Here is a 25,891-nt window from a genome sequence, read left to right as displayed (position 1 = left end):
CTTCCTACAGAACTGCCCCCGCAATCGAGGGTGTCTGCGGGAAAGGGGTGGCCGGGCGCGCGATCGTAAGGTGGGCGCGTGCTTACAGAGACCCTGGGACCCGTTCTGGTCGCCAACAGAGGCGAGATCGCGCGGCGGATCATCCGCACGGTCCGGCGGCTTGGCCTGCGCGCCGTCGCGGTCTACTCGGAGGCGGACGCCGACCTGCCGTTCGTCACCGAGGCCGACGAGGCGGTGCTGCTCGGCCCCGCCAACCCCGCCCAGTCCTACCTGGACGTGGACAAGGTACTCGCGGCGGCCCGGCGGACGGGGGCGCGTGCCGTACATCCTGGATATGGCTTCCTCGCGGAGAACGCGGCGTTCGCCCGCGCGGTGACCGAGGCCGGGCTGGTGTGGATCGGCCCGTCGCCCGAGGCGATCGAGCGGATGGGCGACAAGATCAACGCGCGCAACCTGATGGAGGCCGCGGGCGTGCCCGTCGCGGCGGGCACCCGCGAGCCGGTCACCGACCTCGAACGGGCGGTGGAGGCGGCGGACGGCATCGGCTACCCGGTCATGGTGAAGACGGCCGGCGGCGGTGGCGGCATCGGGATGGGCGTCGCGCACGACGACAGGGAGCTGGCCAAGGCGTTCGAGCAGGCGTCCAGGGCGGCGGCGCGCTTCGCGGGGGCCGACGCGGACGGGCCCGCGATCCTGCTGGAGCGCTACATCGAGCGGGCGCGGCACGTGGAGGTGCAGATCCTCGGGCTGCCCGGCGGCCGGGTCCTGGCGCTGGGCGAGCGCGACTGCTCGGTGCAGCGCCGCCACCAGAAGGTCGTGGAGGAGTCGCCCTCGCCCGGCATCACGCCCGATCTGCGCGCGCGCATGCTGGCCGCCGCCGCGCGGGCTGGCGAGGCGGTCGGCTACCTGGGCGCGGGCACCGTGGAGTGCCTGGTCGACGCGGAGAAGCAGGACTTCGTCTTCCTGGAGATGAACACCAGGCTCCAGGTGGAGCACCCGGTCACCGAGCTCGTCACCGGCCTCGACCTGGTGGAGCTCCAGCTGCGCGTGGCGGCGGGCGAGAACCCCGACGTCCGGTGGGAGCCGCGCGGGCACGCGATCGAGTTCCGCGTCTATGCGGAGGATCCCAAGCGCTTCTTCCCCGGACCTGGAAAGATCACGGTCTGGCGGGAGCCGGCCGGCGCCCGGGTCGACTCCGGCTACGTGGAGGGCAACACGGTCACCCCGTTCTACGATCCCCTCATGGCCAAGCTGTGCGTGTACGGCGACAGCCGCGCGCAGGCCATCGAACGGGCGAAGGAGGCGGTCGCCGGGTTCGCCGTCGAGGGTCCCAAGAACAACCTGCCGTTCTGCGCGGAACTGCTGGACAACGCGGAGTTCGTCAGCGGGGACTACGACACGGGTCTGGTCGGGCGCATGCGCGCACAACGCGCGTGACATGGTGAGAACGCAGGAAGAGGGGAGCACCCGTGGCCGAGGTACACGCCGAGATGGTGGCGAACGTCTGGAAGGTCGTCGTCCAGGAGGGCGACACCGTCGAGGACGGCGACACGCTGGTCATTCTCGAGTCGATGAAGATGGAGATCCCCGTTCTGGCCGAGGACTCCGGCGTGGTGGCGCAGCTCAAGGTCGCCGAGGGAGACGTCATCCAGGAGGGCGACCTGATCGCCGTCATCGAGTAGCGCGCTCCATGAAGCGTTCGCGGTCGACGACCACCCGTTCGATGGTGCCCTGGCCGACCATCGTGGTGCGGTCGCGGGCGACGAAGCTGAACACGAGCCGCCGGCCGTCGACCTCGGTGAGCTCGGTGCTGATCTCGACGTGCGCGCCGACCGGGCTGGCCGCCAGGTGCTCCATCTGGACGCGGGTCCCGACGGAGGTCTCGCCCGGGGCCAGGTGCGGGCGTACGGCCTGCACCGTGGCCATCTCGGCCAGGGCGAGCAGCCGCGGCGTGGCCAGCACCGGCACGTCCCCGCTGCCGATCTTGGTGGCGGTGTCCTCCCGCTCGACCATGATGAGCAACTGGGAGCGGAGGCCGGGCGCGAGCGTCATGGCCTCACCCTACTGTGGCCGCCGCCGATCTCCGGGAAACGCGGACAAGGTCCATCTCAAGGCCGCAGGATAGGGTTTGTACCGCTTGTGGCATATGAGTGGCGTGTGGGACGCCTGGGTCATACACTCTCGAAGTTCCGTGACCTCTGTGTTACCCCGCTGCGACACAAGTTCGCTTTGTTGGTGAGTCTGGGGTTGGAGAGGCAGGGGGTACCGGGGGAGACATGGTCGCGCAAGGGACGACGCTGGCGGGGAGGTATCGCCTCGACACCCGCATCGGCGCCGGTGGCATGGGCGAGGTCTGGCGTGGGGAGGACGTCGTCCTCGCACGGACCGTCGCCGTCAAGGTGCTGCTCCCAGGTCGGATGGACGACCCCGGTTTCGTGGCCCGCTTCCAGGGCGAGGCACGGGCCATGGCCACGATCAACCACTCGGGCGTCGTGGACGTCTACGACTACGGGGTCAGCGGCGACACCGTCTACCTGGTGATGAAGTTCGTCGACGGCGAGCCGCTCGACCGCCTGCTGGTCCGCCTGGGCCGCATCGCGCCGCAACCGGCGATGGAGCTCATCGCGCAGGCCGCCTCCGCGCTGCAGGCCGTTCACGACCAGGGCATCGTGCACCGGGACGTGAAGCCGGGCAACCTGATGGTCCAGCGCGACGGCACGCTCGTGCTCACCGACTTCGGCATCGCCCGCTCCGACCTGGCCAACCGGCTCACCGACGCCGGCATGGTGCTCGGCACCGCCGCCTACTGCGCGCCCGAGCAGGCCGAGGGCGCCCCCGTGACCCCCGCGGTCGACATCTACGCGCTCGGCGTGGTCGCCTACGAGTGCCTCGTCGGCCAGCGCCCCTTCGACGGCGACAGCGCGGTCACGATCGCGCTCAAGCACATCAGGGAGGCGCCGCCGCCGCTGCCCGCCGAGATCCCGCCGTACGTGCGGGCGCTGGTGGAGAAGGCGCTGTCGAAGGACCCGCTCAGGCGCTTCGCCAACGCGGCCGAGATGAGCCGCGCCGCCCGCCAGGTCGCCGCGGGCGAGGTGCCCGACGTGGTCACCGGCGCCACGATGGCGCCGCCGGTCGAGGCGTACCAGACGGGAGCGGTCCAGGGGCCGCCGCAGCCGTCCGGCGGCGAGGACGACACCACGCTCGCCCAGCCGCGCCGCGGCAACCGCCGGGCCGCCAAGGCCCGCCGCAGGGGCGGCCTGGTCGCCGCGATCGCCGTCGCCCTCGTGCTCGGCGTGGGCGCGGGCGCGGTCGCCATCACCGGGATGACCACCGGCGGCGAGCCGGAGACGCCCGCCACCCGGGTCGGCTCGGAGGAGACCACCACCAAGCCGGCACCGCCCAAGAACACCAGGACCCGGCAGCGGCCGACGCCCACCCCCGACGAGCCGACCCGCCAGCCGTCCAGGCAGCAGCCGACCGAGGAGCCGGAGCCGACGAAGTCGCCCTCGCCCACCAAGTCGCCCTCGCCGACGCCGTCGACCACGAAGGGCACCAAGACGCCGTCGCCCACGCCCGCGGTCAAGAAGCCGGTGCCCGGCGTCGTCAACATGAAGTACCCGGACGCCCGCCGGATCATCACCGAGGCCGGGTTCACCATCAAGGTCGACGACCAGGAGCGCGGCCAGTTCCCCGAGCGCTGCCTGACCGTGGTCGAGCAGAGCCCGGGCGCCGGCGCCAAGCTGGAGCTGAAGAAGGCCGTCCTGCTGACGCTGGTCAACACCGAGCTCTGCCCGTCGACGCCGCCGCCGTCCTCGACGCCGACGCCGACTCTCAAGCAGTAGTCGCCTCAGACCCCCGTGGTGTTGCGGGGGTAGGCGATCTGCGGGTCCGTCGCGACGTTCACCATGTACGGCACGCCGGACTCGAACGCCCGCCGCAGCGCGGGACCGATCTCCGACGGCCTGGTCACCAGCTCGCCGCCGCCGCCCAGCGCCGTCACCACCTGGTCGTAGCGGGTCTGCGGCTGCAGCTCGGCGGCCACGTCGTAGCCGTAGAGCATCTGCATCGGGTGCTTCTCCAGGCCCCAGATGCCGTTGTTGCCGCAGATCATGACGACGGGCAGGCGGTGGCGTACCAAAGAGTCGACGTCCATGAGTGAGAAGCCCGCGGCGCCGTCGCCGAGCAGCAGCACCACCTGCGAGGACGGGCGGGCCAGGCGGGCGGCGATGGAGTAGCCGAGGCCGGTGCCCAGGCAGCCGTACGGGCCGGGGTCGAGCCAGTTGCCCGGCTGCTTCGGCTCCACGTACTTGCCCGCGTAGGAGACGAAGTCGCCGCCGTCGCCGATCACCACGGCGTCGTCGGCCAGGACCTTGGCCAGCTCGCCGTAGATGCGCATGGGGTGGATCGGGTCGGAGTCGGCGGCCAGGAGGCCGGCGTCGGCGGCGACGGCCGCGGCGGCGGTCTCGGCCAGCCTGGCGGCCCAGGGGGCGTAGCGGGCCGGCTTGACGTCGGCTTCGCCGCAGGCCGTGCCGAGGCTCCAGAAGACCACCGACAGGTCGCCCGCGGCGGAGGCGGCCGGCTGCATGTGCGTGGCCAGTTGCGACGGCGCGTCCACGATGTGCACCACGCGCGCCAGCGAGGTGTCGTTCTTGCCGCCGAACCAGCCGTAGCCCAGGCGGAAGTCCAGCGGGGTGCCGACCACGATGACCAGGTCCGCCTCGCCGAACGCCTGCCCCCGGGCGCGCGTGACCAGCAGCTCGTGGCCCGCGGGCAGGACGCCGCGGCCCTGGCCGTTGAGGATCACCGGAATCCTCCACGACTCGGCGAAGTCGCGGGCCGCCTCCTCCGCGCGGTCCATCCACACGTCCGAGCCGAGCACCAGGACCGGACGCTCGGCCTCGCCGATCAGCCGGGCGATCGCCGCGACGTTGTCCGGGTCGGGCTCCAGCGGGGACGGGGTCTGGGTGTCGGCGGCGTGCGGCGGCGAGGGGGAGAACAGGTGGTCCATGGCGAAGTCCATGAACACCGGGCCGCGGTGCGGGGCGATCGCGGTGCGGAAGGCCATCTCGACGTCCTGGCCGATCGAGTCGGGGCCGGTCGCGGTGAAGGCCAGCTTCGTGATCGGTTCGAGCAGCGGCGGGTGGTCGAGCTCCTGGAGCGCGCCGCTTCCCCAGCGCGACTGCGGTGCCCTGCCGCCCATCACCACCAGGGGCGAGCCGTTGAAATGCGCGGTGGCGACGCCGCTGACACCGTTGGTGATGCCGGGGCCCGCCGTCAGCACCGCCAGGCCGGGCTTGCGGGTCAGCCTGGCCGTGGCCTCGGCGGCGAAGACGGCGCTCTGCTCGTGGCGTACGTCGAGGATCCGCACGTCCTCGTGTACCGCGCCGTCGTACAGGGGGAAGACGTGGCCTCCGGAAAGGGTGAACATGGTCTCGATGCCATAGGCCTTGGACACGGCGACGGCTGCGTCACCGGCATGCTTCGCGGACTCCATGCCGGGAACCTACCAACCAGTCACCGGGTCAAACAGAGAGTTGTTCTCCTGCTCATGGTCATCGGCAGCAGATGTCGACCCGGCCGTACTGGGCGCTGGCGTCTATCTTGCGTACCGAGGAAGGGTCCTGGACCACGTCGACGTCGGGGTTCTCGGCCACGACGGTGATGGCGTAGGCGCCGTCCTCCACGATGATGACGATGTCGCCCTGGGTTCTGACCTTCGCCTTCACGTTCATGGGCCGTTCGAGGAAGCCGAGCATCACCTGGCCCTCGCCGGTCTCCACGTCGGCCTCCTCGCCGCGCAGGCTGTGGGCGGAGATGCTGCCGGAGCCGCTGCGTGCCCACAGCCTGCCCACGGTCTGGTTGGCGCCGATGTCCCCGGAGACGGTGGTCAGGCGGGCGTCGCCGTACAGGCTGTCGACCTGGAGGGAGCCGGCCTCCACGGTCGCGTCCAGATCGGTCTCGGAGGGGACGAAGACCGTGTAGTCGGTGACGCACGTGTGGTCGCGCTCGTCGTCCATGTTGGGGCACTCCGCCGACAGCCGCAGGGTGGTGCCGTTCCAGTCCTCGGAGACGCTCGGCCGCGTGTCCGACCACTTCAGCCGCTGCGCCAACTGGATCTCGCCGGCGGCGCCCGGCACGACCCACACGCTCACCTCGCCGCGCGCCTCGATCGTGAGCTGCTTGCCGCCGAAGGGGATGGTGCGCACGCTCTCGTACGTCGGCGGGCGGGCGAGGGCGAAGCCGGCCCACATCGCGCCCGTGGAGACAATCAGGGCCAGCACGGTCAGCACCGCGCCGAACGTCAGCCAGACCGTCCTCACAGCACACTCCTGATCTTGAGGAAGTGGAGGACCGCCAGCACGCGGCGGTGGTCGCCCTCGGCGGGCGACAGGTCGAGCTTGGTGAAGATGTTGCCGATGTGCTTGCCGACCGCGCCCTCGCTGAGCACGAGCTCCTGGCCGATGCCGGCGTTGGAGCGGCCCTCGGCCATCAGCTTGAGCACCTCCTGCTCGCGCGGCGTGAGCCGGTCGAGCGGGTCGCTGTGGCCGCGCAGGAGGAGCTGGGAGACGACCTCGGGGTCAAGGACCGTGCCGCCGGCCGCGACCCTGCGCAGCGCGTCGATGAACTCGGTCACGTCCGCCACCCGGTCCTTCAGCAGGTAGCCGACGCTGCCGGTCGCCGAGGAGAGCAACTGGGCGGCATAGCGTTCCTCGACGTACTGCGAGAGCACCAGGACGGCCAGCTCCGGCTGCTGGCGGCGCAGCACGAGCGCGGCGCGCAGGCCCTCGTCGGTGTGGGTGGGCGGCATCCGCACGTCGGTGACCACGAGGTCGGGCCGATGCTCGTCGGCGGCGCGCAGCAGCCCCTCGGCGTCGCCCGAGGTCGCCACCACGTGCATGCCCGAGGCTTCGAGCAGCCGGATGAGCCCCTCCCTGAGCAGGACGGAGTCCTCGGCCAGCACTACTCGCACGGCAGCTCCACTTCGATCATCGTCGGCCCGCCGAGCGGGCTTTGCAGGTGCAGCGATCCATCCACCGACCGGACGCGCTGCGCCAGCCCGCGCAGCCCCGTCCCGCCCTCCATACTCGCGCCGCCCAGCCCGTCGTCCACCACCGTGAGCGTCAGCCGGTTGCCCTGGCGGCGCACCGAGATCTCGGCGGCACGCGCCCGCGCGTGCTTGGCGATGTTGGCCAGCGCCTCGGAGACCACGAAGAACGCGACCGCCTCGATGGTGGGCGAGACGCGCTGGGCGATGTCCACCCGCAGCCGCACCGGCACCGGCGAGCGGGCGGCGACGCCGGACAGGGCCGCGTCCAGGCCCTGGTCGTTGAGCACCGCGGGGTGCAGGCCGCGCACGAAGTCGCGTAGCTCGCGCAGGGCCTGCTTGGCCTCCTCGTGCGCCTGCTCGATCGCCTCCTTGGCGGGGTCGGGCAGGTCGGTGAGGGTGGCGCGGGCCAGGCCCAGGTTCATGGCCAGCGACACCAGCCGCTGCTGGGCGCCGTCGTGCAGGTCACGCTCGATGCGGCGGCGCTCGGCGTCGGCGGCGTCGATCACGCCCGCCCGGCTCACCTGGAGGTTCGCGATGCGCTCGCCGAGCTCGGCGTGGCTCGGCCCCAGCAGCGCCCGCGCGATGGAGATCTCCAGTACGGCCATGGCCCGCGCCGCGATCGGCGCCAGGACCAGCATGAGCAGCCCCACGGCCGTGTACAGCGACGCCACGACCGGGTTGCGCAGGTCGAAGTCGAACACCTCCGGCGGCGGCTGCAGCACCGGCTGGAGGAACGCGGTCAGCCCCACCACGCCGCCGCCCCACAGCCCGCAGACCAGCACCGCCGCGAACGCGCTGAACAGCGGCGCCATCAGGTGAAAGCCGATCTGCCGCCACAGCCGGTGGTCGCGCCAGGTCGTGCTGCGCGGCGCGGGCGGCAGAACGAACCCCAGGAACGCGGCCAGCCGCGAGCGCTGCACCGCGGTCATCCCGCGCACGCTGCGCCGCAGCACCGGCGGCAGCACGGCCAGCACGATCGTCAGCAGGGCGAGCACCGCGGCGATCGGCACACCGGTCACGACGTGGGCCGTGTCAAGCCACGTCCGTGCCGACCAGGGGCGGGGGACTTTCATGCTCTCCAACCTATGGACTGGCCCCCGATCCTCGACAGGGGCCTGCTGGGCTGACTGGGGGTGGTGCTAGCCCCACCCCCACGAGCATGCCGTACGCCCGAACCGGCGGGCCCGAATCGGCATCTCACAAAGGGGGATCTGACAGGGGAGGAAACCGATGGTGAAGACAGGGATCGTGCTCGCGGCGGCGACCGCGGCGCTGGCGTGGGGCGTGCCCGCGCAGGCCGCCTCGCCCGTGCTGCCGAAGGGCTTCCTGCTGACGGAGAAGGCCGCAGCGGGACCGCACAAGCCCGACGAGCGATGGAAGGTCGACAACCGGCGGACGACGGGCTTGCTGCTCGACCCGTGCGAGCACCGCTACTGGTCCGGCAAGAAGGCGACCGACCGGGGCAGGATCGCCTCCAGGACGATCGTCAAGTCGGTCGAGGTCGAGTCCTGGGGCGAGCAGGTGGCCCTCTACCGCGACGTGAAGGCGGCCAAGGCGGTCATGAAGGACCTGCGCGCCGACCTCAGGCGCTGCGCCGTCAGCGGCGGCGAGGAGTACCTGAGGACCACCTACACCAGCCGTCCGCTCGACGTCGGCGACGAGGGCATCAGGGCGCTCCACAGCGACTTCGAGGGCGCCGTGCGCTTCGTCGCGGTCCGCGGGGCCGCGGCCGTCCTCATCTACATGGAGGCCGGCGGCTCCGCGCGCGGGCTGCCGGTCAAGGACTTCAGGGCGCTGGTGAAGCAGGCCGGCACGATGGCCGCCCGGGTGTGCGCGCTGCCGCGGGCCCGCTGCCACCGGGCCTGACGCTCACCGCGCGGGCCTGAACGTCTCGCGGAAGCGCGCGGGGTCGAAGCCGCCGCCCAGGACGGGACCGAGCCCGGAATGGGCCAGCGCGGCGAAGTCGGGATGGCCGGCGGCGTTCGCGGGAAGCGCGCCGGCCAGCGGGCGGGCGGCCAGCATCTCCAGGTCGGCCACGTTCAGGCGGTCGGCCAGTCCCGGCTCGTCCGGCCACGACCCGATCACCAGCCCGGCCAGGTCGAGGCCGCGGTGCGCGAGCGCCTCCAGCGTCAGCGCGGTGTGGTTGAGCGTCCCGAGCCCCGGGCTCGCCACGACCAGCACCTGCGCGGTCAGCAGCCGGGCCAGGTCGGCGAGCGTGGTGCCGTCCTCGTCGAAGCGCACCAGCAGCCCGCCCACGCCCTCGACCAGGACGAGCTGGTGGGACTCGGCCAGCTCCAGCACCCGCGCCGCCACCTCGGGCAGCGACACCGGCGGCAGGCCGCTCGCGCGGGCCGCCGCCGCGGGCGAGAGCGGCGCGGGGTAGCGGGCGAACTCGAAGGTGGTGGTGACCCCGGAGAGCCTGATCACCTCGTCCAGGTCGGCGGGCTCGCCGGGCCGTACGCCGGTCTGGGCGGGTTTGACCACCGCCACGCTCGCGCCCCGCCGCCTGGCCAGGGCGGCGACCGCGGCGGTGACGACCGTCTTGCCCACTCCGGTGTCGGTCCCCGTGACTACCACGACACTCATGGGCCCACGATAGCGACCGGCCCGCCGTGCCCTGGCTACGGCCGGCGCAGGCGGGTGACGAACTTGTACCGGTCGCCGCGGTAGAGGGACTGCGCCCACTCGACCGGGTTGCCGTCGGCGTCGAAGGCGTGGCGGGTGAGCAGGAGCATCGGCAGGCCGACGTCCACGCCGAGGGCCTTGGCGTCGTACGGCGTGGCGAGAACGGTCTCGATGATCTCCTCGGCGTCCGTCAGCCGCACGTTGTAGGCGTTGTGCAGCGTCTCGTACAGCGACGAGTGCACCTCCAGCTCCCTGCGCAGCCTGGGGAAGCGGCGGGCCGACAGGTGGGTGGTGTCGATGGAGACGGGCTCGCCGTTGGCCAGGCGCAGCCGGTGGATGCGCAGCACGCGCCCGCCCGGGTTGATGGCCAGGCGGCGGGCGAGCGGCTCGTCGGCGGTGATGTAGCCGATTTCGAGGATCTTGGTGTCCGGTTCGAGGCCGGCGGTGCGCAGGTCGCCGATGTAGGAGGTGAGCTGGAGCACCTGCGCCACCTTGGGCTGGGCGACGAACGTGCCCTTGCCCTGGATGCGCAGCAGCCTGCCCTCCACCACGAGCTCGGTGAGCGCCTGCCGCACGGTCGTGCGCGAGGTCTCGAAGCGTACGGCCAGCGTCCGCTCGGGCGGCAGCGCTGTGCCCGGCGGCAGGCTCTTGGTCAGTTCGAGCAGGCTCCGTTTGACGTCGTAGTACTTAGGTACGCGAGGGGGGTCCTCAGTCACGCTCTCACCTTCACTTCTGCCACGGCGGTGAGGGCGTGTCTGATCACCGCGAGATCATCGGAACTCAGATTGGCCCGAGCGGTCAACCGCAGGCAAGAGCGTCGTGCCGGCGACCGGTGCCATCCGTGCTCAGCACAGGTGGCACCGGTCGCAGGCGTGGTCTCCGCCGCCCATCGGACGTCCGGCACGACAGCTCCTGCCGGCATGCCGGGTCCCTGGCCGGGCTCGCGGGCCAGGACGGCCGGCTCACCCGCCCGGGCACGCGCGCGTACTGGCAGCTCAGGCTGACTGAGAAGGATATCCACCACCGGGCGTGCGGTGCTCACGCGGGCCCGGCCTGGAGCCGTGTCCGGAGCGGACGGCGTCACTGACCCGATCAATGTGTTCCTCACCTCCGGGTCGCGGGCCGGGGAACCGCACATTTGGGACGGTGTGTTGGTTCTCACAATGTGAGATTCCCGAAAAAAACCCATTTGACCGCACAGTCCTGCCCCTTCCGCCTCCGGTTTGGCTGTTGGGGTGGTGAGCACGCATGATGCACTCGTGCCGACTCTCAGCGACCTCGTCGTCCGCCACACCGCCCTTGACGAGGCTGATCTCGACTGGCTGCACTCGCTGGTCTCCGACTGGCAGTTGCTGGCCGACCTCTCCTTCGCCGACCTCATCCTCTGGACGCCGCTGCTGGAGGAGCGGGGCTGGATCGCTATCGCGCAGATGCGCCCCACCACCGGCCCCACCGTCTACCACGACGACATCGTCGGCAGCGTCGTCGGCCGCGGCGAGCGCCACCTGATCGACACCGCCTGGAACGAGCGCCGCATCTGCCGTGAGGGCGACCCCGACTGGTCGACGGGCGTCCCGGTCCGCGAGGAGACCATCCCGGTACGCCGCACGCTCCCCGACGGCTCAGGACGCTTCATCGGCGTCATCCAGCGCTCCACGAACCTGTCGTCGGCCCGCACCCCCTCCCGCCTCGAGCTCACCTACCTCCAGAGCGCCTCCGACCTGGCCCAGATGGTCGCCGAGGGCCGGTTCCCCTTCTCGGGGGAGGAGCCGATCCTGGTGCGCTCGCCGCGCGTCGGCGACGGCCTGCTCCGGCTCGACCGCGCCGGCCGCGTCACCTACGCCTCTCCGAACGCCCTGTCCGCCTACCGCCGCCTGGGCCTGCACGCCGACCTCGTGGGCGCCGAGCTGGGCCGGGTGACCGCGCAGCTCTGCTACTCCGACGAGCCCATCAACGAGGACCTCATGATCGTGGCCAGCGGGCGCGCGGCCAAGGAGACCGAGGTGGAGTCGGGCGGCACGATCGTGCAGCTCAGGGCGATCCCGCTCATCGTGGGCGGCGGCCGCATCGGAGCGCTGGTCCTCATCCGCGACGTCACCGAGCTGCGCCGCCGCGAACGCGAGCTGATGACCAAGGACGCCACGATCCGCGAGATCCACCACCGCGTCAAGAACAACCTGCAGACCGTCGCGGCCCTCCTCCGCCTCCAGGCCAGGCGGCTGCGCGTGCCCGAGGGCAGGGAGGCGCTGGAGGAGGCGGTGCGCCGCGTGGGCTCGATCGCGATCGTGCACGAGACGCTCTCCCACGCGCCCGAGGAGTTCGTGGACTTCGACGACATCGCCGACCGGGTGATCGCCATGGCCGGCGAGGTCTCGGCCCCCGAGGCCGCCGTCACGCCGCGCCGGGTGGGCGCGTTCGGCATCCTGCCGTCGCTGATCGCCACGCCGCTGGCCATGGCGCTGACCGAACTCCTCCAGAACGCCCTGCAGCACGGCCGTCCCAAGCGCCTTCAGGTCGTGGTCAAGGCCGAGCCCGACCGCCTGAACATCCTCGTCTGGGACGACGGCCTGGGCCTGCCCGAGGACTTCGACCTGGAGAACGCGACCAGCCTCGGCCTGCAGATCGTCCGCACGCTGGTGGTGGGGGAACTGTCCGGCAAACTCGCCATCGCCCCCCGCGACGGCGGCGGCACGGAGGTCTCCCTGTCCATCCCCCTCCCCACCGCCCCACCCGACGCGTCGCGCGGGTAGAGGGTACGGCACCGCCCTCCGCTGGGCAGGGGCCGATCCGTGGCCACTTCCGGGCGGTCCTGGGGACGTGTGGCCGCCTTCCGGGCAGGTCCTGGATGCGAAGCCGCCTGTTCCAGGGACCCGCGTGGCCTGTTACCGGGACCCGCGTGGCCCCTTTCCGGACCCGCGTGGCCTGTCGCCGGGCAGGCGTGGTCGGGTCCTGGGCAGGGAGTGTCGTCCATGCCGCGGGCGGGTCCGGGCGGGGGTGTCGCGGCGGTGACATGCGGACGCCGCCACGGCGCGCTCTTGGGCGTCCAAGGGGTTGGACCACTTGGGCGGCCAAGGATGCGCCGTGACGGCGGGTGCCACGTCCGACGTGAGAAGCGATCCCCACGATCGGCGCCCGCCGGGGTCGGCGGGTGGGGTCAGGCCGGCTGTGCCGTACCTTATGATCTTGACGGAGGGGCGGCGTCAGAGGGCGGCGCGGGCGCGGGCGCGGCGGCGCTTGAGGGCGCGGCGCTCGTCCTCGCTCAGGCCACCCCACACGCCGGCGTCCTGACCCGACTCCAGCGCCCACTGCAGGCACTTCTCAACGGCCGAGCAGGAACGACAGACCTGCTTGGCCTCCTCGATCTGCATGAGAGCGGGGCCGGTGTTGCCGATCGGGAAGAACAGCTCAGGGTCCACGTCACGGCAGGCAGCTCGGTGGCGCCAGTCCATGCGTCACTCCTTAGTGGATGGAGCCGGTGGTTGACTCCGTGCGGCTAGTACTTTGTGAAGAGATTCACTAACTCGCGCGAACCTTTCCCGAATCCTGTGGACCCGGGGATGCCCGCTGAACATCGGCAGACCTCTAAGGGGCTGATTAAAGGTCCTACGTTCCGATGTCATTCACGAGCTTTTCAGCCACGCAGAGTGCACGCAAGGGGGTTGGTGGGAAGTTTTGGCGGAGATGGATGTCGGATGCGTCACACAATGACCGAATGTAACCATCTAGACCAGAACTTGTAACGCGTTCGGTGTAGCCCGGAATGTGATGGATTCGCGCTCGCCGAGGTAGTCGCCGTCGAGCTGAAAGGCCACGGGGCGTTCGGCGGTCAGCGTGAACTCGGCCTCGTCGTGGAGCTGCACGAGGTGGCGGCCGGACGGAAGGCGATCACTCTCCGTGAGGATCTGCCGGATCAGTGGCAGCATGGTCGGGAGCCCCAGGCGTTGCAGCCCGAGCAGGTCCAGCCCGGTCTCGAAGCTCGCCCACGGGGTCGGGGTGACCGCGCGCGTGCCCACGTAGGTCCAGGGCGAGGTGTTTGAGATGATCGCCATGAAGATCCCGTGCGCGGTCGGGATGCCGGGCCCGGTGAGCGTCATGGCCGGGGTGCGCTTGTCGGTGGCGACGTAGTGGCGCAGCGCGGTGTTCACGTAGCGGGCGGGCGTGGCTTTCCTGCCGGTCCCGCGCAGCCCCTCGACCGCCCTGATCACCTCGGCGTCATAGCCCATGCCGGAGCAGAAGGTGAAATACCTGCTCTCGTCCTCCCACCTCGCATGCCCCAAGCTGACGATCCTGCGCCGGTCGTCCCGCAGCGCCTCCAGCACCGCGCCCGTGGCCTCGACCGGGTCGTTGGGCAGGCCGAGCGCGCGGGCGAAGACGTTGGCGCTCCCGCCGGGGATGACGATGAGCGCGGGCCGCTCGGTCGCGGTGGTGGCGGCGGTGTTGAGCAGCCCGTTCACGGTCTCGTTGACGGTCCCGTCGCCACCGAGCACGGCCACCGTGTCGAACCCCTTGGCCGTCGCCTTCGCGGCCAGCGCCGCCGCGTGCCCTCGGTAGCCGGTCTCCTCGACGGTCAGATCGACGGCGGCGCCGAGGGCGCGGATGAGGACGTCGCGGGTCCGCGAGTTGGTGGTGGTCGCCTTGGGGTTGACCAGCAACATCGCACGCATGCCTCCAAGGTAACCGCTCCCCGATCGTCCCACTCACCCCCACACCCACCCAAAAACCTCACCTACCCATCAACCCACCCTCCCCGGACACTTTCGTGGGGTCTGTCCGGGCGCCGAGACGGCGGGACGTCGGGCGGTGGGCTTCGGCGCCTTCGGCAGGTGGCCGACCCGGGCACGGTGGCCGGTCAAGGTGGGCCGTTGCGGCGGGTACCACGTCCGACGTGAGAAGCGACCCCCACGATCGGCGGTCACCGGCGGCGGCGGGTGGGGGCAGCTTGGCTTCGCCGTAACGGATGGGGGGCCACTAGACCGGAACGGCGGGAAGGCCGGGGAGAGAGAGCGAGACGGCGGGAAAGCCGGGGGCAGGGGACGAATAGAGTATTGGGCGTGAGGACGTTGTGGGTGGCGGCGGCGGTGGTGGCGCTGGAGGGTTTGGTGGCGCTCGGCCTGGGGATCTACGTCGCCGTTGAGGCCGTCGTGGGCAGGCCGGAGAGCATGACCAGCGCCGTGGCGGAGGCCGGGTTCGGGCTGCTGGTCGGCGCCGGCCTGCTGTGGGTCGCCTGGGGCGGCCTGCTCAAGGCCGAGCGGTGGGGGAGGGCGCCGAGCGTGCTCACCCAGATCTTCGTGATCCCGGTGGCCGTCACGCTGATCCAGGCGGACCGTCCGGCCCTGGGCTTCCCGCTCATGGCGGTCGCCCTGGTCGGCCTGGGCGTGCTGCTGGCGCCCCCCACCACGAAGGCGCTCTACGGCGAGGACCGTTAGTCCTCGGCGGTCAGTCCCTCGCGTAGCTGGGCGAGCGTGCGGGCCAGCAGACGCGAGACGTGCATCTGCGAGATCCCGAGCTCGGTGGCGATCTGCGACTGCGTCATGTTCCCGAAGAACCGCAGCAGCAGGATGCGCTTCTCGCGCGGCGGCAGCCGTTCGAGCAGCGGCTTGAGCGACTCGCGGTACTCGACGCCTTCGAGCGACTCGTCCACGATGCCGAGCGAGTCGGACACGGCGGGCGCGTCGTCGTCACCGGAGTCGGGAGCGTCGAGCGAGACGGTCGAGTAGGCGTTGGCCGACTCCAGGCCCTCCAGGACCTCTTCCTCGGTCATCTTGAGGTAGGCGGCCAGTTCGGCCACGGTCGGCGCGCGGCCCTCGCGCTGCGACAGCTCGCTTATCGCCTTCGTCAGCGACAGCTTCAGCTCCTGCAGGCGGCGTGGTACGCGCACCGCCCAGCCCTTGTCGCGGAAGTGGCGCTTGATCTCCCCGACGATCGTCGGCGTAGCGTAGGTGGAGAACTCCACGCCCCTGGCGAGGTCGAAGCGGTCGATGGACTTGATCAGGCCGATGGTGGCGACCTGGGTGAGGTCGTCCAGCCACTCGCCGCGATTGCGGAAGCGGCGGGCCAGGTACTCGACAAGGGGAAGGTGAAGCTCGACCAGCTCGTCCCTGATGCGCTGCCGGCGCGGCTCATCGGGACCCAGCTCGGCCAGCTCGGCGAAGAGCATGCGAGCGCGCACCCTGTCGGGCACGGCGTGTTCGCTGGTGGCCATGGCTCCAGTCCTTTCCGTCACGCCGGCCTCGCCGCGCCTCGGCGCTTACGCAGGACGATCGACATGCGGTCGGGGGAGTCGGTTACGGCGTCCACGTCGTCCGCCAGGGCGGTCAGCACCATCCACGCGAAGTCGTCGCGCTTGGGCGCGGAATTGCCGACGGTCGCGACCTCTACGCTGACCTGCATCTCCTGCCCGGTCAGCTCGAACTCGGCCGTCAGGTCGGTGCCCGGCACCGCCTCGGTCAGCAGCATGGCGCACGCCTCGTCGACGGCGATCCGCAGATCCTCGATCTCGTCGAGCGTGAAGTCCAGCCGCGCGGCCAGCCCGGCGGTTGCCGTACGCAGCACGGACAGGTAGGCGCTCGCCGCGGGGAGCCTGATGCTCACCACGTCGCGGATGCCCGCCACGCCCTCAGCGCGCGTCTCGGTTTCCTCGGTCACGATCCTCCCTCGGGTCAGCGACCCCGTACGGTTTCGACGCTGACTGCAACTTACCGCCCCGGAGAGGTGCTTGGCGGATTCAGACTCGCCAACGAACGAAAAGGCTCTGCGTGGCTGGTACCACACAGAGCCCTTTTTTCCGATTTATGCGGCCTTAGTGGCCCAGAAGATCTTGGAGATTTCGTCGATCTTGCCGAGAAGGTCGTCCGCCTTGGACACGTCTACGGTGCCCTTGCCGCCAGCCGCGCCGGCCAGCTTGGTGGCCTCCCAGAAGAGCTGGTGGAGCTGGGGGTACTGCTCCAGGTGCGGCGGCTTGAAGTAGTCGGTCCACAGCACCCACAGGTGGTGCTTGACCAGCTCGGCCCGCTCCTCCTTGATGGTGAGGGCGCGCGAGCGGAAGACCGGGTCCTCGTTGCCCGCGTACTTCTCCATGATCGCCTTGACCGATTCCGCCTCGATCCGGGCCTGAGCGGGGTCGTAGACGCCGCAGGGCAGGTCGCAGTGCGCGGAAGCGACATGCTTGGGTCGTAGCAGTCGTGCGAGCATCAGAAAGTCCTTCCTTGATGCTGAGTCAGCTTGGGTCCAGTTACCGACCTTACTCGGGTCCGAAACGCCCGTGGATGAAGGGGTCACAGCACATGAGAGTGCGTGTCGAAGGGGACTCCATGCGGCCTGCGCTGCGTCCCGGCGACTGGCTGCTGGTACGGCGGGGCGCCACCGTCCACCCAGGAGACCTGGTCGTCGCCCGCCTGCCCGGGGACCCCGCGCGCCTCATCGTCAAGCGGGCCCAGTGGCACGGCGAGGAGGGCTGGTGGCTGGAGAGCGACAACCAGCGCGCCTCCGGCCGCCGTGACAGCTGGGACTTCGGCCCGGTCAGCGACATCGTGGGCCGCGTGGTGCTGCGCTACTGGCCGTTGCTCAGGTTGCCGAGCCACTTGTCGCGCAACCGCTCGTAGGTCCCGTCCTTCCTGGCACGTTCCAGGACCTTGTCCACGGTGCGGAGCAGCCCGGCGTCTCCCTTGCGTACGGCGATGCCGTACCTCTCGCCGGTCTCCAGGCTCTCCAGCAGCTTGAGCTCCTTGCCGAGCTTGAGCTTGGTCAGCCAGAGCGCGATCACCGGCCGGTCCTGGATCAGCGCGTCCACGTGCCCGGCCTGGAGCCCGATGAGCTGCTGCAGCGAGTCGTCGTACTCGACGACGGCCAGGCCCTTGTCGCGCGCGTAGTCGGCGCCCGTGGTGCCGGTCTGGACCCCGACCTTCACCCCGGCGCCCTTCAGCTTCTTCAGCTTGCTGTCCCTGCGCACCAGGACGGCCTGGGAGGCCTCGAAGTAGGGCGTGGAGAAGGCGAGGTTCCTCTTGCGCTGCTCGGTGATCGTGATGCCGGCCGCGGCCACCTCGCAGGTGCCGTCGCCGAGCGCGCTGCCGTTCTGGATGGCGTCGAAGTCCACGTTGACGACCTTGAGCGGCCTGCGCAGCTCCTGGGCCACCAGGCTGACCAGGTCCACGTCGAAGCCCACGATGACGCCGTCCTGCTCGAACTCGAACGGCTCGTAGGGCGTGTTGGTGCACATGGTGAGGGCGCCGGAGGGGTCGGCCTGCCGTACGCGCTCGGTTCCGCAGGCGGCGAGCGTGCCGCAGGCCGCCAGCGCGAGCAGGGCGAGGCCTGCGCAACGCCTCATACGGGCGGGGGAGCCCGCATGAGGCGTTGCGGCGCGTGCGGTGCTCATCAGCCCTCGGGGTGCAGGACGCGCCGCAGGAACGCCCTGGTCCGCTCGTGCTGCGGGTCGCCGATGACCTGGGCGGGGGTGCCCTCCTCGACGATCACGCCGCCGTCCATGAACACGACCCGGTCGGCCACCTCGCGGGCGAAGCCCATCTCGTGGGTGACCACCATCATCGTCATGCCCTCCTCGGCCAGCTTGCGCATGACCATGAGCACGTCGCCGACGAGTTCGGGGTCGAGGGCGCTGGTCGGCTCGTCGAAGAGCATGAGGTCGGGGTTCATCGCCAGCGCCCTCGCGATGGCCACGCGCTGCTGCTGGCCGCCGGAGAGCTGCGCCGGGTAGGAGGCGCACTTGGCGCCCACGCCGACCTTGTCCAGGTTCTCCCTGGCGATGACCTCGGCTTCCTTCTTGCTGCGCTTGAGCACCCGCTGCTGGGAGATCATGACGTTCTGCAGGGCCGTCATGTGCGGAAACAGGTTGAACTGCTGGAAGACCATGCCGATGCGGCGGCGTACGGCGTCGATGTCCACGTCGGGGTCGGTGAGCTCGACGCCCTCCACGTACACCTTGCCCTTGGACGGGTGCTCCAGCAGGTTCACGCAGCGCAGCAGCGTGGACTTGCCGGACCCCGAGGGGCCGATGACGCAGACGACCTGGCCGGGGTCGACGGTGAAGTCGATGCCCTTGAGCACGTGGTTGTCGCCGAAGCTCTTGTGCAGGTCCCTGACGTCGATGGCGTGTGGCGTCGTCATCGCTTCTCCAGCCTGCGTGCGAGGTATCCGAGCGGGATCGTGACCAGAAGATACGTCAGGCCCGCGACCATCAGGGGCGTCGCGTTGGAGTACTGCGAGGCCAGGTCGTTGCCGAACTTGGCCAGTTCGACGTACTGACTGGACACCCCCAGGAACAGCACCAGCGAGGAGTCCTTGAGGAGGAAGACGAACTGGTTGGTCGTGGGCGGGATGACGATCCTGATGGCCTGGGGGATGACCACGGTGAACAGCGCCCTGCTGGCCGACATGCCCAGCGACCTGGCCGCCTCGGTCTGACCGGGAGGCACGGCCTGGAGGCCGGCGCGGAAGACCTCCGCCTGGTAGGCGGCGCCGATCACGCCGAGGCCGAGGATGCCCTGGCCGTAGACGTCGCCGGGGATCTGGAAGCCGGGCAGGGCAGCCGGCAGGAAGGTGATCAGGATGAAGACGAGCAGGGCGGGCAGGCCGCGGAAGATCTCGATGTAGATGGTCGCGATCCACCGGTAGATGCCGACCTGCGACATGCGCATCAACGCGAAGATCAGCCCGAACACGAAGGCGAGGATGAATCCGCCGACGGTGTAGATGATCGTGTTGGTCAGCGCGATCGTGAACAGTTCGGGCAGCGTCTTCTGCGCCACGTCGAGCTTGGCGAAGTTCTGCGCCAGGTTCGGCCAGTCCGCGTAGAAGCCCAGGCCGATGAGCAGGGCCGCGAGCACGATGTACTGGACGGTCCGGATGATGCGCTGCTTCTTACGTGGGCTGAGCCGGGCACGGCCCGGCTCAGCCACCGTGGACGGCTTCATCAGCCCAGCTCACCGGGCTTCTTGCCGAACCACTTCACGAAGATCTGCTCGTAGGTTCCGTCCTTCTTGGCGGTTTCGATGGAGTCGTTGATGGCCTTGAGCAGGACCGGGTCGGCGTTCTTCTTGAGGCCGATGCCGTACTGCTCGCCGGTGTCGAGGCTGGCGATCATCTCGAACTTGGCGGCCACGTCCGGCTTCTTCAGCCAGGTGAGGACGACGGGCAGGTCCTGGACGATCACGTCGGCCTGGCCCGACTGCAGGGCGAGGAGCTCCTTGGAGGAGTCGGCGTACTCGACCGGGTCGAAGCCCTTGCCCTTGACGTAGTCGAGGCCCGTGGTGCTGGCCTGGGCGCCGAGCTTGAGGCCCTTGGCCTTGACGTCGTCCAGGGACGTGGCTCCGGTGCCCTTCTTGGCCAGCAGGGCCTGCGTGGCGTCGAAGTAGGGCACCGAGAAGTCGATGTTCTGCTTGCGCTCGTCGGTGATCGTCATGCCGGCGGCGGCCACGTCGCACTTGCCGGAAGCCATCGCCGCGCCGCTCTTGATCTGGGCGAAGTCGATGTCCACGATCTCCTGGGTCACGCCCAGCTTCTTGGCGGCCAGGTCGACGATGTCCACGTCGAAACCGACGACCTTGTCGCCTTCCTTGAACTGGAAGGGTTCGTACGGGATGTTCGTGCATGTGGTGAGCTTGCCGGCGTTCACCAGCTTGGCGCCGCCGGCGGCGGTGCCGGACGGCTGCGCGGTGTCGGTGCCCGCCTGCTGGCCGCCGCACGCGGACAGTGCCAGGGCGGCGGTGATAGCGAGCGTGCCTACGGCGTAGCCACGGCGACGCGAAGACCAGAGGGCCATGTTCGGCCTCCTCATGAGGTATGCCACGAAAGTTAGGTTTTGTGAAGTTTAGATGGCGGTTAGTAGCAGTCCGTGCGTTCTGATTTAACGATGCGTCAACAGAACGGCGTCAGCTCCGACACCTGATCTATCTCACCATGTGGCACAATCATGAAACGGGTGACCCCCGTACCCCTCACGAGACGACCGATCGACGAGGGGATCCTGGCAGCTACCGAAGCCAGGCCTCCTTGTGGCGTCTGTCCTTCCGTCCGATGAACCTACAGGGGTCTCTGTGGCTGTCACGCCCGCTTCCACCTCGCTTGATTCCTTCGACCTGGACCCGGCTTTCGCGCTGCACCGCGGCGGCAAGCTCGAGGTCCGCTCGACCATCCCCGTCCGCGACAAGGACGACCTCTCCCTCGCCTACACCCCCGGAGTGGCCCGCGTCTGCTCGGCCATCGCCGACTCCCCGGAGCTGGTCAACGATTACACCTGGGTCTCGAATGTGGTCGCCGTCGTCTCCGACGGCACCGCTGTGCTAGGGCTCGGCGACATCGGTCCCGCCGCCGCCATGCCCGTCATGGAGGGCAAGGCACTCCTCTTCAAGGAGTTCGGGGGCGTCGACGCGGTTCCCATCTGCCTCGACTGCACCGACGTCGACGCGCTCGTCGAGACCGTGGTACGGCTCGCGCCCTCCTTCGGCGGCATCAACCTGGAGGACATCAGCGCCCCCCGGTGCTTCGAGGTCGAGGACCGGCTGCGCGACCTGCTCGACATCCCGGTCTTCCACGACGACCAGCACGGCACCGCGATCGTGGCGCTGGCCGCGCTCAAGAACGCCGCCCGCCTCACCGGACGTTCCCTGTCCGACCTGCGCGCCGTGGTGGCCGGCGCGGGCGCCTCCGGCGTCGCGGTGAGCCGCATCCTGCTGGAGGCGGGCATCGGCGACATCGCCGTGGCCGACTCCAAGGGCCTGCTCCACAACGGACGTACCGACCTCAACCCGATCAAGTCCGCGCTGACCCGCGACACCAACAAGGGCGGCCACACGGGCTCGACCGAGCAGGCGCTGGCCGGCGCCGACGTCTTCATCGGCCTGTCCGGCTCGACCGTCGCCGAGGAGGCCATCGCCTCCATGGCCCCCGACGCGATCGTCTTCGCGCTGTCGAACCCGACCCCCGAGATCGACCCGGCCGCCGCCCGCCGCCACGCGAGCGTCGTGGCCACCGGCCGCTCCGACTACCCCAACCAGATCAACAACGTGCTGGCCTTCCCCGGCGTCTTCCGCGGCGCCCTCGACGTGCGGGCCCGCACGATCACCGAGAACATGAAGGTGGCCGCCGCCGACGCCCTGGCCGACGTGGTCGCCGACGACCTGACCGCCGACTACATCATCCCGAGCCCGTTCGACGCCCGGGTGGCCCCCGCGGTGACCGCCGCCGTGGCCGCCCAGGCCCAGATCGACGGCGTCGCCCGCGTCTAGACCCCGTACGATCGCGTGCCCGGCCGGACCAATCCGGCCGGGCCTTTTTCTGCAAGCCGTCATCAAGCGGCGTCTGAGAAGGTCGACGAAACCGTCGATCTTGGAGGACACATGAAAGCGGTTCTGGTGAGCGCGGCGGCCGCCGCCACGCTTCTCTGCGCGACCATCCCGGCCGAGGCCGCCACCGGCCTCAAGACCGTGTACGGCTGGGCGAAGATCTCCGGCAACTCCCACTTCGTCCTGACCCCGCACAAGGCCACGCTGGGCGAGATCGGGGAGAGCGGCCTGCTCGGCTGGTCACTGGAGAAGAAGACCGGAAAGCCCGTCCGGATCGCCTACACCGAGGGCCTGGACTACCGGCAGGTCAACAAGACGTGCGGCAAGCGGGCCGCCGGCTACCCCTACGACAGCGCCACCAAGAAGGCGTACGGCAAGACCAAGTGCGACCCGATCCACCTCTGGCAGCGGCTCAAGAAGGGCCGGATGGCGGTGCGCGTGGTCTTCGACAACACCAAGCGGCCGATGGCCGTACGCGTCTGGGAGCTGAACCTGCCCTAGCCCGTCCGTCTTTAGGAACAGCAGAAAACCTCTTTACTCTTCGTGCTATAAAGGGAGCGCTCTGTAAGGATGGCGGGCGCCGGCTCCTGGGCGAGGAGAGCTATGGAACGCGAGCCCAACCGACTGCTCCAGCGAGTCATCGCGGAGGCGGGCTTCTCACACAAGGGCCTTGCCCGGCGGCTGAACGATCTGGGAGCAGCGCGCGGCACCCCCGGCCTCAAGTACGACCACAGCTCCGTTCTGCGCTGGATCGGTGGTCAGCGGCCGAGGGAACCGGTTCCGTGCCTTCTCGCGGAGATCTTCGCGCTCCGGCTCGGCAGGCCGGTGACCACCGAGGAACTCGGCATGCCGGCCATGACCACACCCCTCGATCTCGGGCAGGAGTTCACGCACACCTGGCAGGAGGGGGTCGCTACCGTGACGGCACTGTGGCGGGCGGATGTGGAGAGACGGAGGTTCCTGCTCGACTCGACGTTCGCGATCGGGGCGGGCTCGGTGGGGGCCCTGCGCTGGTTGTCGGCGCCGGCCGAGGGGAGGCCGACCGGCGGGGGAGGACGCAGGGTCGGCAACGCGGACATCGCCGCGATTCACGAGGTGACCCGTTCGTTCGGGGAATTGGACAACCGTTTCGGGAGCGGCCGGGTGCGCTCCTCGGTCGTGAAATATCTGGACACCGCCGTGTCCCCGCTCCTTCGGGACGGCTCGTACGGCGAGGCCACCGGCCGCCAGCTCGCCTCGGCCGCCGCCGAACTCACCCGCCTGGCCGGCTGGATGGCCTACGACCTCGAACAGCACGGCCTCGCGCAGCGCTATCTGATCCAGGCGCTGCGCCTGGCCCGCGGCGCCGCCGACCACGCGCTGGGCGGCGAGATCCTCGCCGGGATGGCCCACCAGGCGATCTACATGGGCCAGCACAACCACGCACTCGACCTGGCCCGCGCCGCGCAGTTGTCGGCCGGCCGGGCGGGCGTGCGGACGCTGCTGGCCTCCGCCCACGTCCTGGAGGCCCATGCCCACGCCGGACTCGGCGACGCCCGGTCCTGCGGCACCTCGCTCAACGAGTCCGAGCAGGCGTTCTCGGCCCGCCGTACCGAGGACGAGCCGGTGTGGCTCGGGTACTTCGACGAGGCGTACCTGGCGGCCAAGTTCGCCCACTGCTTCCGCGACCTGGGCGACGGCGAGCGCGCGGTCCGGCACGCCCGCCGCTCGCTGCAGATGGACGGCCGCTTCGTGCGTGGCCGCATGTTCAACCTCTCGCTGCTGTCGGCTGGGCTGCTGCAGACCGGCGAGCTGGAGGAGTCCTGCGCCACCGCCGCCGACGCACTGCTCCTGGGCGCCGAACTCCAGTCGGCCCGCTCCCGCTCCTACGCCGACGACCTGCGCCGCCGCCTCGAACCCCACAAGCATGAGCGCGCCGTCCAGGAACTCACCGAACGCACCCGCGACCTGGCCTCCGTCTGACGTCACACCCGGCGCCCCGCCGACCGTCACTCCGGTATGAACAGTGACGACGGCCTGGCCGACTCCGTGGGGTCGGCGCTACTGACCGCCCTGAGCACCCTGCCGCCGGCCGAACGGCTCGCCTTCGTGCTGCACGTGCTGCTCGGCCTGCCGTACCGGGAGATCGCGCCGCTCCTGAACCGCTCACCCGCGGCCACCCGCCGCCTCGTCACCCGCGCCCGCCACCACATGACCGACGCGAAAGCCCGCGGTGGACCCACCGCGGGCTTCCTCTGACGACGCTCGTCAGTGCAGGATCTCGCCGTTCGGGCCCACCACGGACTTCGTCTGCGCGTAGGTCGCCTTGTTGTAGACGTCGGCGGTCTCGCTGTCGAAGTAGGCGGAGCTGACGAAGTCGATCCGCTGGTTGCCGTCCTGGTCGTGGAAGATGCTGGTCACGCCGTTCAGGTAGCCGGTGCGCTTGGCGTTGTTATACCTGATCAGCCAGGGCCCGCCGTCGGCGCCGCCGGTGAGCGAGCACTTGAGCACCTGGTGCTCCTCCACCTTGAAGGTGTTGACCTGGTAGGTCTTGGTGCCCGTCTTGCCGTAGCAGAACTTGGGGGTGACGCCGGAGTACGGCTTGTCGCCGTCGGGGTGCGGGTCACCGGGGTAACCGAAGACGTAGACCGGCTGGCCCTTGGGCTGGTTCCACGCGAACCCCTGCCCTCCGACGACGTCCCCGAGCTTCCCGGTGTCCTTGGCGAGCCCGATGATGTAGTGGTCGCGGAAGTACTTGATCTGCTTGCCGGTCTTGACCCACTGCTTGAGGTAGAAGCGGGTCTCGTACCAGGCGATCTCGTTGCCGTTCTTGTCCTTGTCGACGGTCAGCAGCGCGAGGACCTTGCCGTCGGCCTTCTCAGCCAGCAGCTTCTTGTAGGCCTCCTGGCTGATGGGGGCGGGGCCGTCCTGGACGTACTGCTCGCCGTTCTGGTTCGCCGCGGTGGCCTTCGGGGCCGCCTTGTATGCCGCCTCCGTGACCTCCACCCTGGTCAGGGTCTTCTCGCCCTTGTAGTCGCTGCCGACCTTCTCGGGCGTGAGATCGAAGTCCTTGGACCAGTACGGCCCGCCCGCGCCGTACTTGGAGAAGCCGGCGTCGTACTCCTCCTTCTTGATCTCCTCATGCTTGACCCACTTGTCGCCCTTCCAGGCGTCGTACGCGCTCTTGGTGACCTCTTTCTCCTCGGTCAGCGTGAAGCCGTTGTGCACGGCCACGAAGGCGTAGTCGCCGTCGTAGTCGTCGTACACGTCGAGGTCGTAGGTCGTGAAGGCGTACGCGCCCGCGTACACGCCCCAGGGAGCCTTGCCCTGGTAGTAGCCGGGGACGAAGACCCACTTCTTGTAGACGTCCTTGCCGTCCTCGTACACGCAGTGCCCGGCGGTCGCGACCAGGTTGCGGTGGCGCGACTGGATCGAGGTGGCCGAGCACCAGCGGTAGTTGCCCTTGCTGTCCAGGAAGAAGACCTTGCCGATGCTGCGGGGCAGGTTGACGTTCTTGACCTTGGCGCCGGGCTTGGAGGAGGTGATCGGGGCGGTCATGCCGGGCTTGCCGTCGAAAGTCTTGGCCTGGGTCGTCACCAGCTTGGGGACGTCTTTCGCGTCCCAGTGGTACTGGGTGGCCTTCTTCAGGGCGGCGGCGTTGCCGTCCAGCCAGAAGAACGCGTTGCTGTAGGCGTCGGCGGGCTTCGGAGCGAGCGGGTCCTGGACCCAGCTCGGCTCGGCGGCGGCCGGGAGAGCAAGGGATGCAGCGCTCAGACTGGCGGCGGCGAGGGGGACGAGCAGGCGCTTCACGGAGGGCTCCACAGGAGTAACAAGAGGGATGTCAGGACCCTATCGACCCATGCGTCCCTCTGATAAGGGATCTTCTAAGAAATTTCCTGAAGAAAGACCGAAGGGCCTGGCTTGCGCCAGGCCCTTCGGGTGA

The 25,891-nt window shown here is 70.0% G+C and carries 28 protein-coding genes; 11 read left to right on the top strand and 17 right to left on the bottom strand.

The annotated features are described in order from the left end of the window. The first annotated feature begins 78 nt into the window (after positions 1 to 78). Both ACIBEJ_RS42465 and ACIBEJ_RS42460 read left to right on the top strand, forming a co-directional pair. Positions 79 to 1,437, top strand: coding sequence for an acetyl/propionyl/methylcrotonyl-CoA carboxylase subunit alpha (locus ACIBEJ_RS42465; RefSeq protein ID WP_397188627.1), 1,359 nt, complete (start codon positions 79 to 81; stop codon positions 1,435 to 1,437). 32 nt (positions 1,438 to 1,469) lie between these two features. Beyond that, positions 1,470 to 1,682 (top strand): biotin/lipoyl-binding carrier protein, encoded by a 213-nt coding sequence (locus ACIBEJ_RS42460; protein ID WP_397188626.1) that lies wholly within the window; start codon positions 1,470 to 1,472, stop codon positions 1,680 to 1,682. Here the strand turns inward: ACIBEJ_RS42460 and ACIBEJ_RS42455 are convergent. Continuing rightward, the gene (locus ACIBEJ_RS42455; RefSeq protein ID WP_397188625.1) at positions 1,672 to 2,052 is read right to left on the bottom strand and encodes a thioesterase family protein; all 381 of its coding nucleotides are present in this window, start codon (positions 2,050 to 2,052) and stop codon (positions 1,672 to 1,674) included. The two genes, ACIBEJ_RS42460 and ACIBEJ_RS42455, sit on opposite strands and share 11 nt — an antisense overlap. A 224-nt stretch (positions 2,053 to 2,276) precedes the next feature. On the opposite strand from ACIBEJ_RS42455, the gene ACIBEJ_RS42450 reads away from it, so the two are divergent. Next, positions 2,277 to 3,842, top strand: a complete 1,566-nt coding sequence (locus tag ACIBEJ_RS42450) for a protein kinase (protein ID WP_397188624.1) — start codon at positions 2,277 to 2,279, stop codon at positions 3,840 to 3,842. A 5-nt stretch (positions 3,843 to 3,847) separates the two neighbouring features. On the opposite strand, the gene ACIBEJ_RS42445 is transcribed toward ACIBEJ_RS42450, so the two are convergent. The 4 genes from ACIBEJ_RS42445 to ACIBEJ_RS42430 are packed head-to-tail and all read right to left on the bottom strand — an operon-like array spanning position 3,848 to position 8,121. Continuing rightward, positions 3,848 to 5,494, bottom strand: coding sequence for an acetolactate synthase (locus tag ACIBEJ_RS42445; protein ID WP_397188623.1), 1,647 nt, complete (start codon positions 5,492 to 5,494; stop codon positions 3,848 to 3,850). A gap of 58 nt (positions 5,495 to 5,552) precedes the next feature. After that, a complete protein-coding gene (locus tag ACIBEJ_RS42440) occupies positions 5,553 to 6,320 on the bottom strand; it encodes a hypothetical protein (RefSeq protein WP_397188622.1) in 768 nt (255 codons plus the stop codon). Continuing rightward, positions 6,317 to 6,970: a response regulator gene (locus ACIBEJ_RS42435; protein WP_397188621.1), complete on the bottom strand. Its 654-nt coding sequence runs from the start codon at positions 6,968 to 6,970 to the stop codon at positions 6,317 to 6,319. Before ACIBEJ_RS42435 ends, ACIBEJ_RS42440 begins: the two co-directional genes overlap by 4 nt. Further along, complete coding sequence (locus ACIBEJ_RS42430) at positions 6,961 to 8,121, bottom strand: histidine kinase (RefSeq protein WP_397188619.1); 1,161 nt, start codon at positions 8,119 to 8,121, stop codon at positions 6,961 to 6,963. Before ACIBEJ_RS42430 ends, ACIBEJ_RS42435 begins: the two co-directional genes overlap by 10 nt. 157 nt (positions 8,122 to 8,278) lie before the next feature. Between ACIBEJ_RS42430 and ACIBEJ_RS42425 the strand changes: the two genes are divergently transcribed. Beyond that, entirely contained in the window at positions 8,279 to 8,914 is a 636-nt protein-coding gene (locus tag ACIBEJ_RS42425; RefSeq protein ID WP_397188618.1) for a hypothetical protein, read from the top strand. 3 nt (positions 8,915 to 8,917) lie between these two features. Here the strand turns inward: ACIBEJ_RS42425 and bioD are convergent, their stop codons facing one another. Both bioD and ACIBEJ_RS42415 read right to left on the bottom strand, forming a co-directional pair. Continuing rightward, complete coding sequence (gene bioD / locus ACIBEJ_RS42420; protein ID WP_397188617.1) at positions 8,918 to 9,634, bottom strand: dethiobiotin synthase; 717 nt, start codon at positions 9,632 to 9,634, stop codon at positions 8,918 to 8,920. 35 nt (positions 9,635 to 9,669) lie between these two features. Next, complete coding sequence (locus ACIBEJ_RS42415; RefSeq protein ID WP_184972473.1) at positions 9,670 to 10,389, bottom strand: GntR family transcriptional regulator; 720 nt, start codon at positions 10,387 to 10,389, stop codon at positions 9,670 to 9,672. A 543-nt stretch (positions 10,390 to 10,932) separates the two neighbouring features. Here ACIBEJ_RS42415 and ACIBEJ_RS42410 point away from each other — a divergent pair. After that, on the top strand, positions 10,933 to 12,423 hold the full coding sequence (locus tag ACIBEJ_RS42410) for a histidine kinase N-terminal domain-containing protein (RefSeq protein WP_397188616.1): 1,491 nt from the start codon (positions 10,933 to 10,935) through the stop codon (positions 12,421 to 12,423). Between the two features lie 450 nt (positions 12,424 to 12,873). Here ACIBEJ_RS42410 and ACIBEJ_RS42405 read toward each other — a convergent pair whose 3' ends face one another. Together ACIBEJ_RS42405 and ACIBEJ_RS42400 are read right to left on the bottom strand one after the other, a co-directional pair. Next, the gene (locus tag ACIBEJ_RS42405) at positions 12,874 to 13,122 is read right to left on the bottom strand and encodes a WhiB family transcriptional regulator (protein ID WP_397188615.1); all 249 of its coding nucleotides are present in this window, start codon (positions 13,120 to 13,122) and stop codon (positions 12,874 to 12,876) included. 273 nt (positions 13,123 to 13,395) lie between these two features. After that, complete coding sequence (locus ACIBEJ_RS42400; protein ID WP_397188614.1) at positions 13,396 to 14,337, bottom strand: diacylglycerol/lipid kinase family protein; 942 nt, start codon at positions 14,335 to 14,337, stop codon at positions 13,396 to 13,398. Positions 14,338 to 14,724: 387 nt separating this feature from the next. On the opposite strand from ACIBEJ_RS42400, the gene ACIBEJ_RS42395 reads away from it, so the two are divergent. Further along, on the top strand, positions 14,725 to 15,099 hold the full coding sequence (locus ACIBEJ_RS42395) for a hypothetical protein (protein WP_397188613.1): 375 nt from the start codon (positions 14,725 to 14,727) through the stop codon (positions 15,097 to 15,099). Here ACIBEJ_RS42395 and ACIBEJ_RS42390 read toward each other — a convergent pair. The 3 genes from ACIBEJ_RS42390 to sodN all read right to left on the bottom strand — a co-directional run bounded on the left by ACIBEJ_RS42390 (position 15,096) and on the right by sodN (position 16,864). Then, positions 15,096 to 15,875, bottom strand: coding sequence for an RNA polymerase sigma factor SigF (locus ACIBEJ_RS42390; protein ID WP_397067867.1), 780 nt, complete (start codon positions 15,873 to 15,875; stop codon positions 15,096 to 15,098). The genes ACIBEJ_RS42395 and ACIBEJ_RS42390 overlap by 4 nt on opposite strands. Before the next feature lie 17 nt (positions 15,876 to 15,892). Further along, a complete protein-coding gene (locus ACIBEJ_RS42385; RefSeq protein ID WP_397188612.1) occupies positions 15,893 to 16,318 on the bottom strand; it encodes an anti-sigma factor in 426 nt (141 codons plus the stop codon). 144 nt (positions 16,319 to 16,462) lie between these two features. Beyond that, entirely contained in the window at positions 16,463 to 16,864 is a 402-nt protein-coding gene (sodN, locus tag ACIBEJ_RS42380) for a superoxide dismutase, Ni (RefSeq protein ID WP_397188611.1), read from the bottom strand. Positions 16,865 to 16,881: 17 nt separating this feature from the next. Here sodN and ACIBEJ_RS42375 point away from each other — a divergent pair, with 17 nt between their 5' ends. After that, entirely contained in the window at positions 16,882 to 17,274 is a 393-nt protein-coding gene (locus tag ACIBEJ_RS42375; protein WP_397188656.1) for a S24 family peptidase, read from the top strand. On the opposite strand, the gene ACIBEJ_RS42370 is transcribed toward ACIBEJ_RS42375, so the two are convergent. Genes ACIBEJ_RS42370 through ACIBEJ_RS42355 form a run of 4 tightly spaced genes read right to left on the bottom strand, consistent with a single transcriptional unit; the run spans position 17,223 to position 20,447 of the window. After that, the gene (locus ACIBEJ_RS42370) at positions 17,223 to 17,996 is read right to left on the bottom strand and encodes an ABC transporter substrate-binding protein (protein WP_397188610.1); all 774 of its coding nucleotides are present in this window, start codon (positions 17,994 to 17,996) and stop codon (positions 17,223 to 17,225) included. The two genes, ACIBEJ_RS42375 and ACIBEJ_RS42370, sit on opposite strands and share 52 nt — an antisense overlap. A 47-nt stretch (positions 17,997 to 18,043) precedes the next feature. Continuing rightward, complete coding sequence (locus ACIBEJ_RS42365; RefSeq protein WP_397188609.1) at positions 18,044 to 18,793, bottom strand: amino acid ABC transporter ATP-binding protein; 750 nt, start codon at positions 18,791 to 18,793, stop codon at positions 18,044 to 18,046. Further along, positions 18,790 to 19,599 carry an amino acid ABC transporter permease gene (locus ACIBEJ_RS42360; RefSeq protein WP_397188608.1) on the bottom strand — a complete coding sequence of 270 codons (810 nt, stop codon included), beginning with the start codon at positions 19,597 to 19,599 and terminating at the stop codon, positions 18,790 to 18,792. Before ACIBEJ_RS42360 ends, ACIBEJ_RS42365 begins: the two co-directional genes overlap by 4 nt. Next, entirely contained in the window at positions 19,599 to 20,447 is an 849-nt protein-coding gene (locus tag ACIBEJ_RS42355) for an ABC transporter substrate-binding protein (protein WP_397188607.1), read from the bottom strand. Before ACIBEJ_RS42355 ends, ACIBEJ_RS42360 begins: the two co-directional genes overlap by 1 nt. A gap of 274 nt (positions 20,448 to 20,721) precedes the next feature. On the opposite strand from ACIBEJ_RS42355, the gene ACIBEJ_RS42350 reads away from it, so the two are divergent. From ACIBEJ_RS42350 to ACIBEJ_RS42335, 4 genes are all read left to right on the top strand, one after another. Continuing rightward, positions 20,722 to 21,912, top strand: coding sequence for an NADP-dependent malic enzyme (locus ACIBEJ_RS42350; protein ID WP_397188606.1), 1,191 nt, complete (start codon positions 20,722 to 20,724; stop codon positions 21,910 to 21,912). A 111-nt stretch (positions 21,913 to 22,023) separates the two neighbouring features. After that, positions 22,024 to 22,470 (top strand): hypothetical protein, encoded by a 447-nt coding sequence (locus tag ACIBEJ_RS42345; protein WP_397188605.1) that lies wholly within the window; start codon positions 22,024 to 22,026, stop codon positions 22,468 to 22,470. A gap of 102 nt (positions 22,471 to 22,572) precedes the next feature. Further along, entirely contained in the window at positions 22,573 to 23,931 is a 1,359-nt protein-coding gene (locus ACIBEJ_RS42340; RefSeq protein WP_397188604.1) for a hypothetical protein, read from the top strand. Positions 23,932 to 23,967: 36 nt separating this feature from the next. Continuing rightward, the gene (locus tag ACIBEJ_RS42335; protein ID WP_397188603.1) at positions 23,968 to 24,207 is read left to right on the top strand and encodes a sigma factor-like helix-turn-helix DNA-binding protein; all 240 of its coding nucleotides are present in this window, start codon (positions 23,968 to 23,970) and stop codon (positions 24,205 to 24,207) included. A gap of 9 nt (positions 24,208 to 24,216) precedes the next feature. Here the strand turns inward: ACIBEJ_RS42335 and ACIBEJ_RS42330 are convergent, their stop codons facing one another. Beyond that, positions 24,217 to 25,758: a hypothetical protein gene (locus ACIBEJ_RS42330; protein WP_397188602.1), complete on the bottom strand. Its 1,542-nt coding sequence runs from the start codon at positions 25,756 to 25,758 to the stop codon at positions 24,217 to 24,219. Positions 25,759 to 25,891: the final 133 nt, after the last annotated feature.

This window comes from Nonomuraea sp. NPDC050790 (assembly GCF_044456745.1).
Lineage (GTDB): Bacteria > Actinomycetota > Actinomycetes > Streptosporangiales > Streptosporangiaceae > Nonomuraea.
Note: the sequence above shows the minus strand (reverse complement) of the source record. Positions and strands in the feature narration are given on the sequence as shown.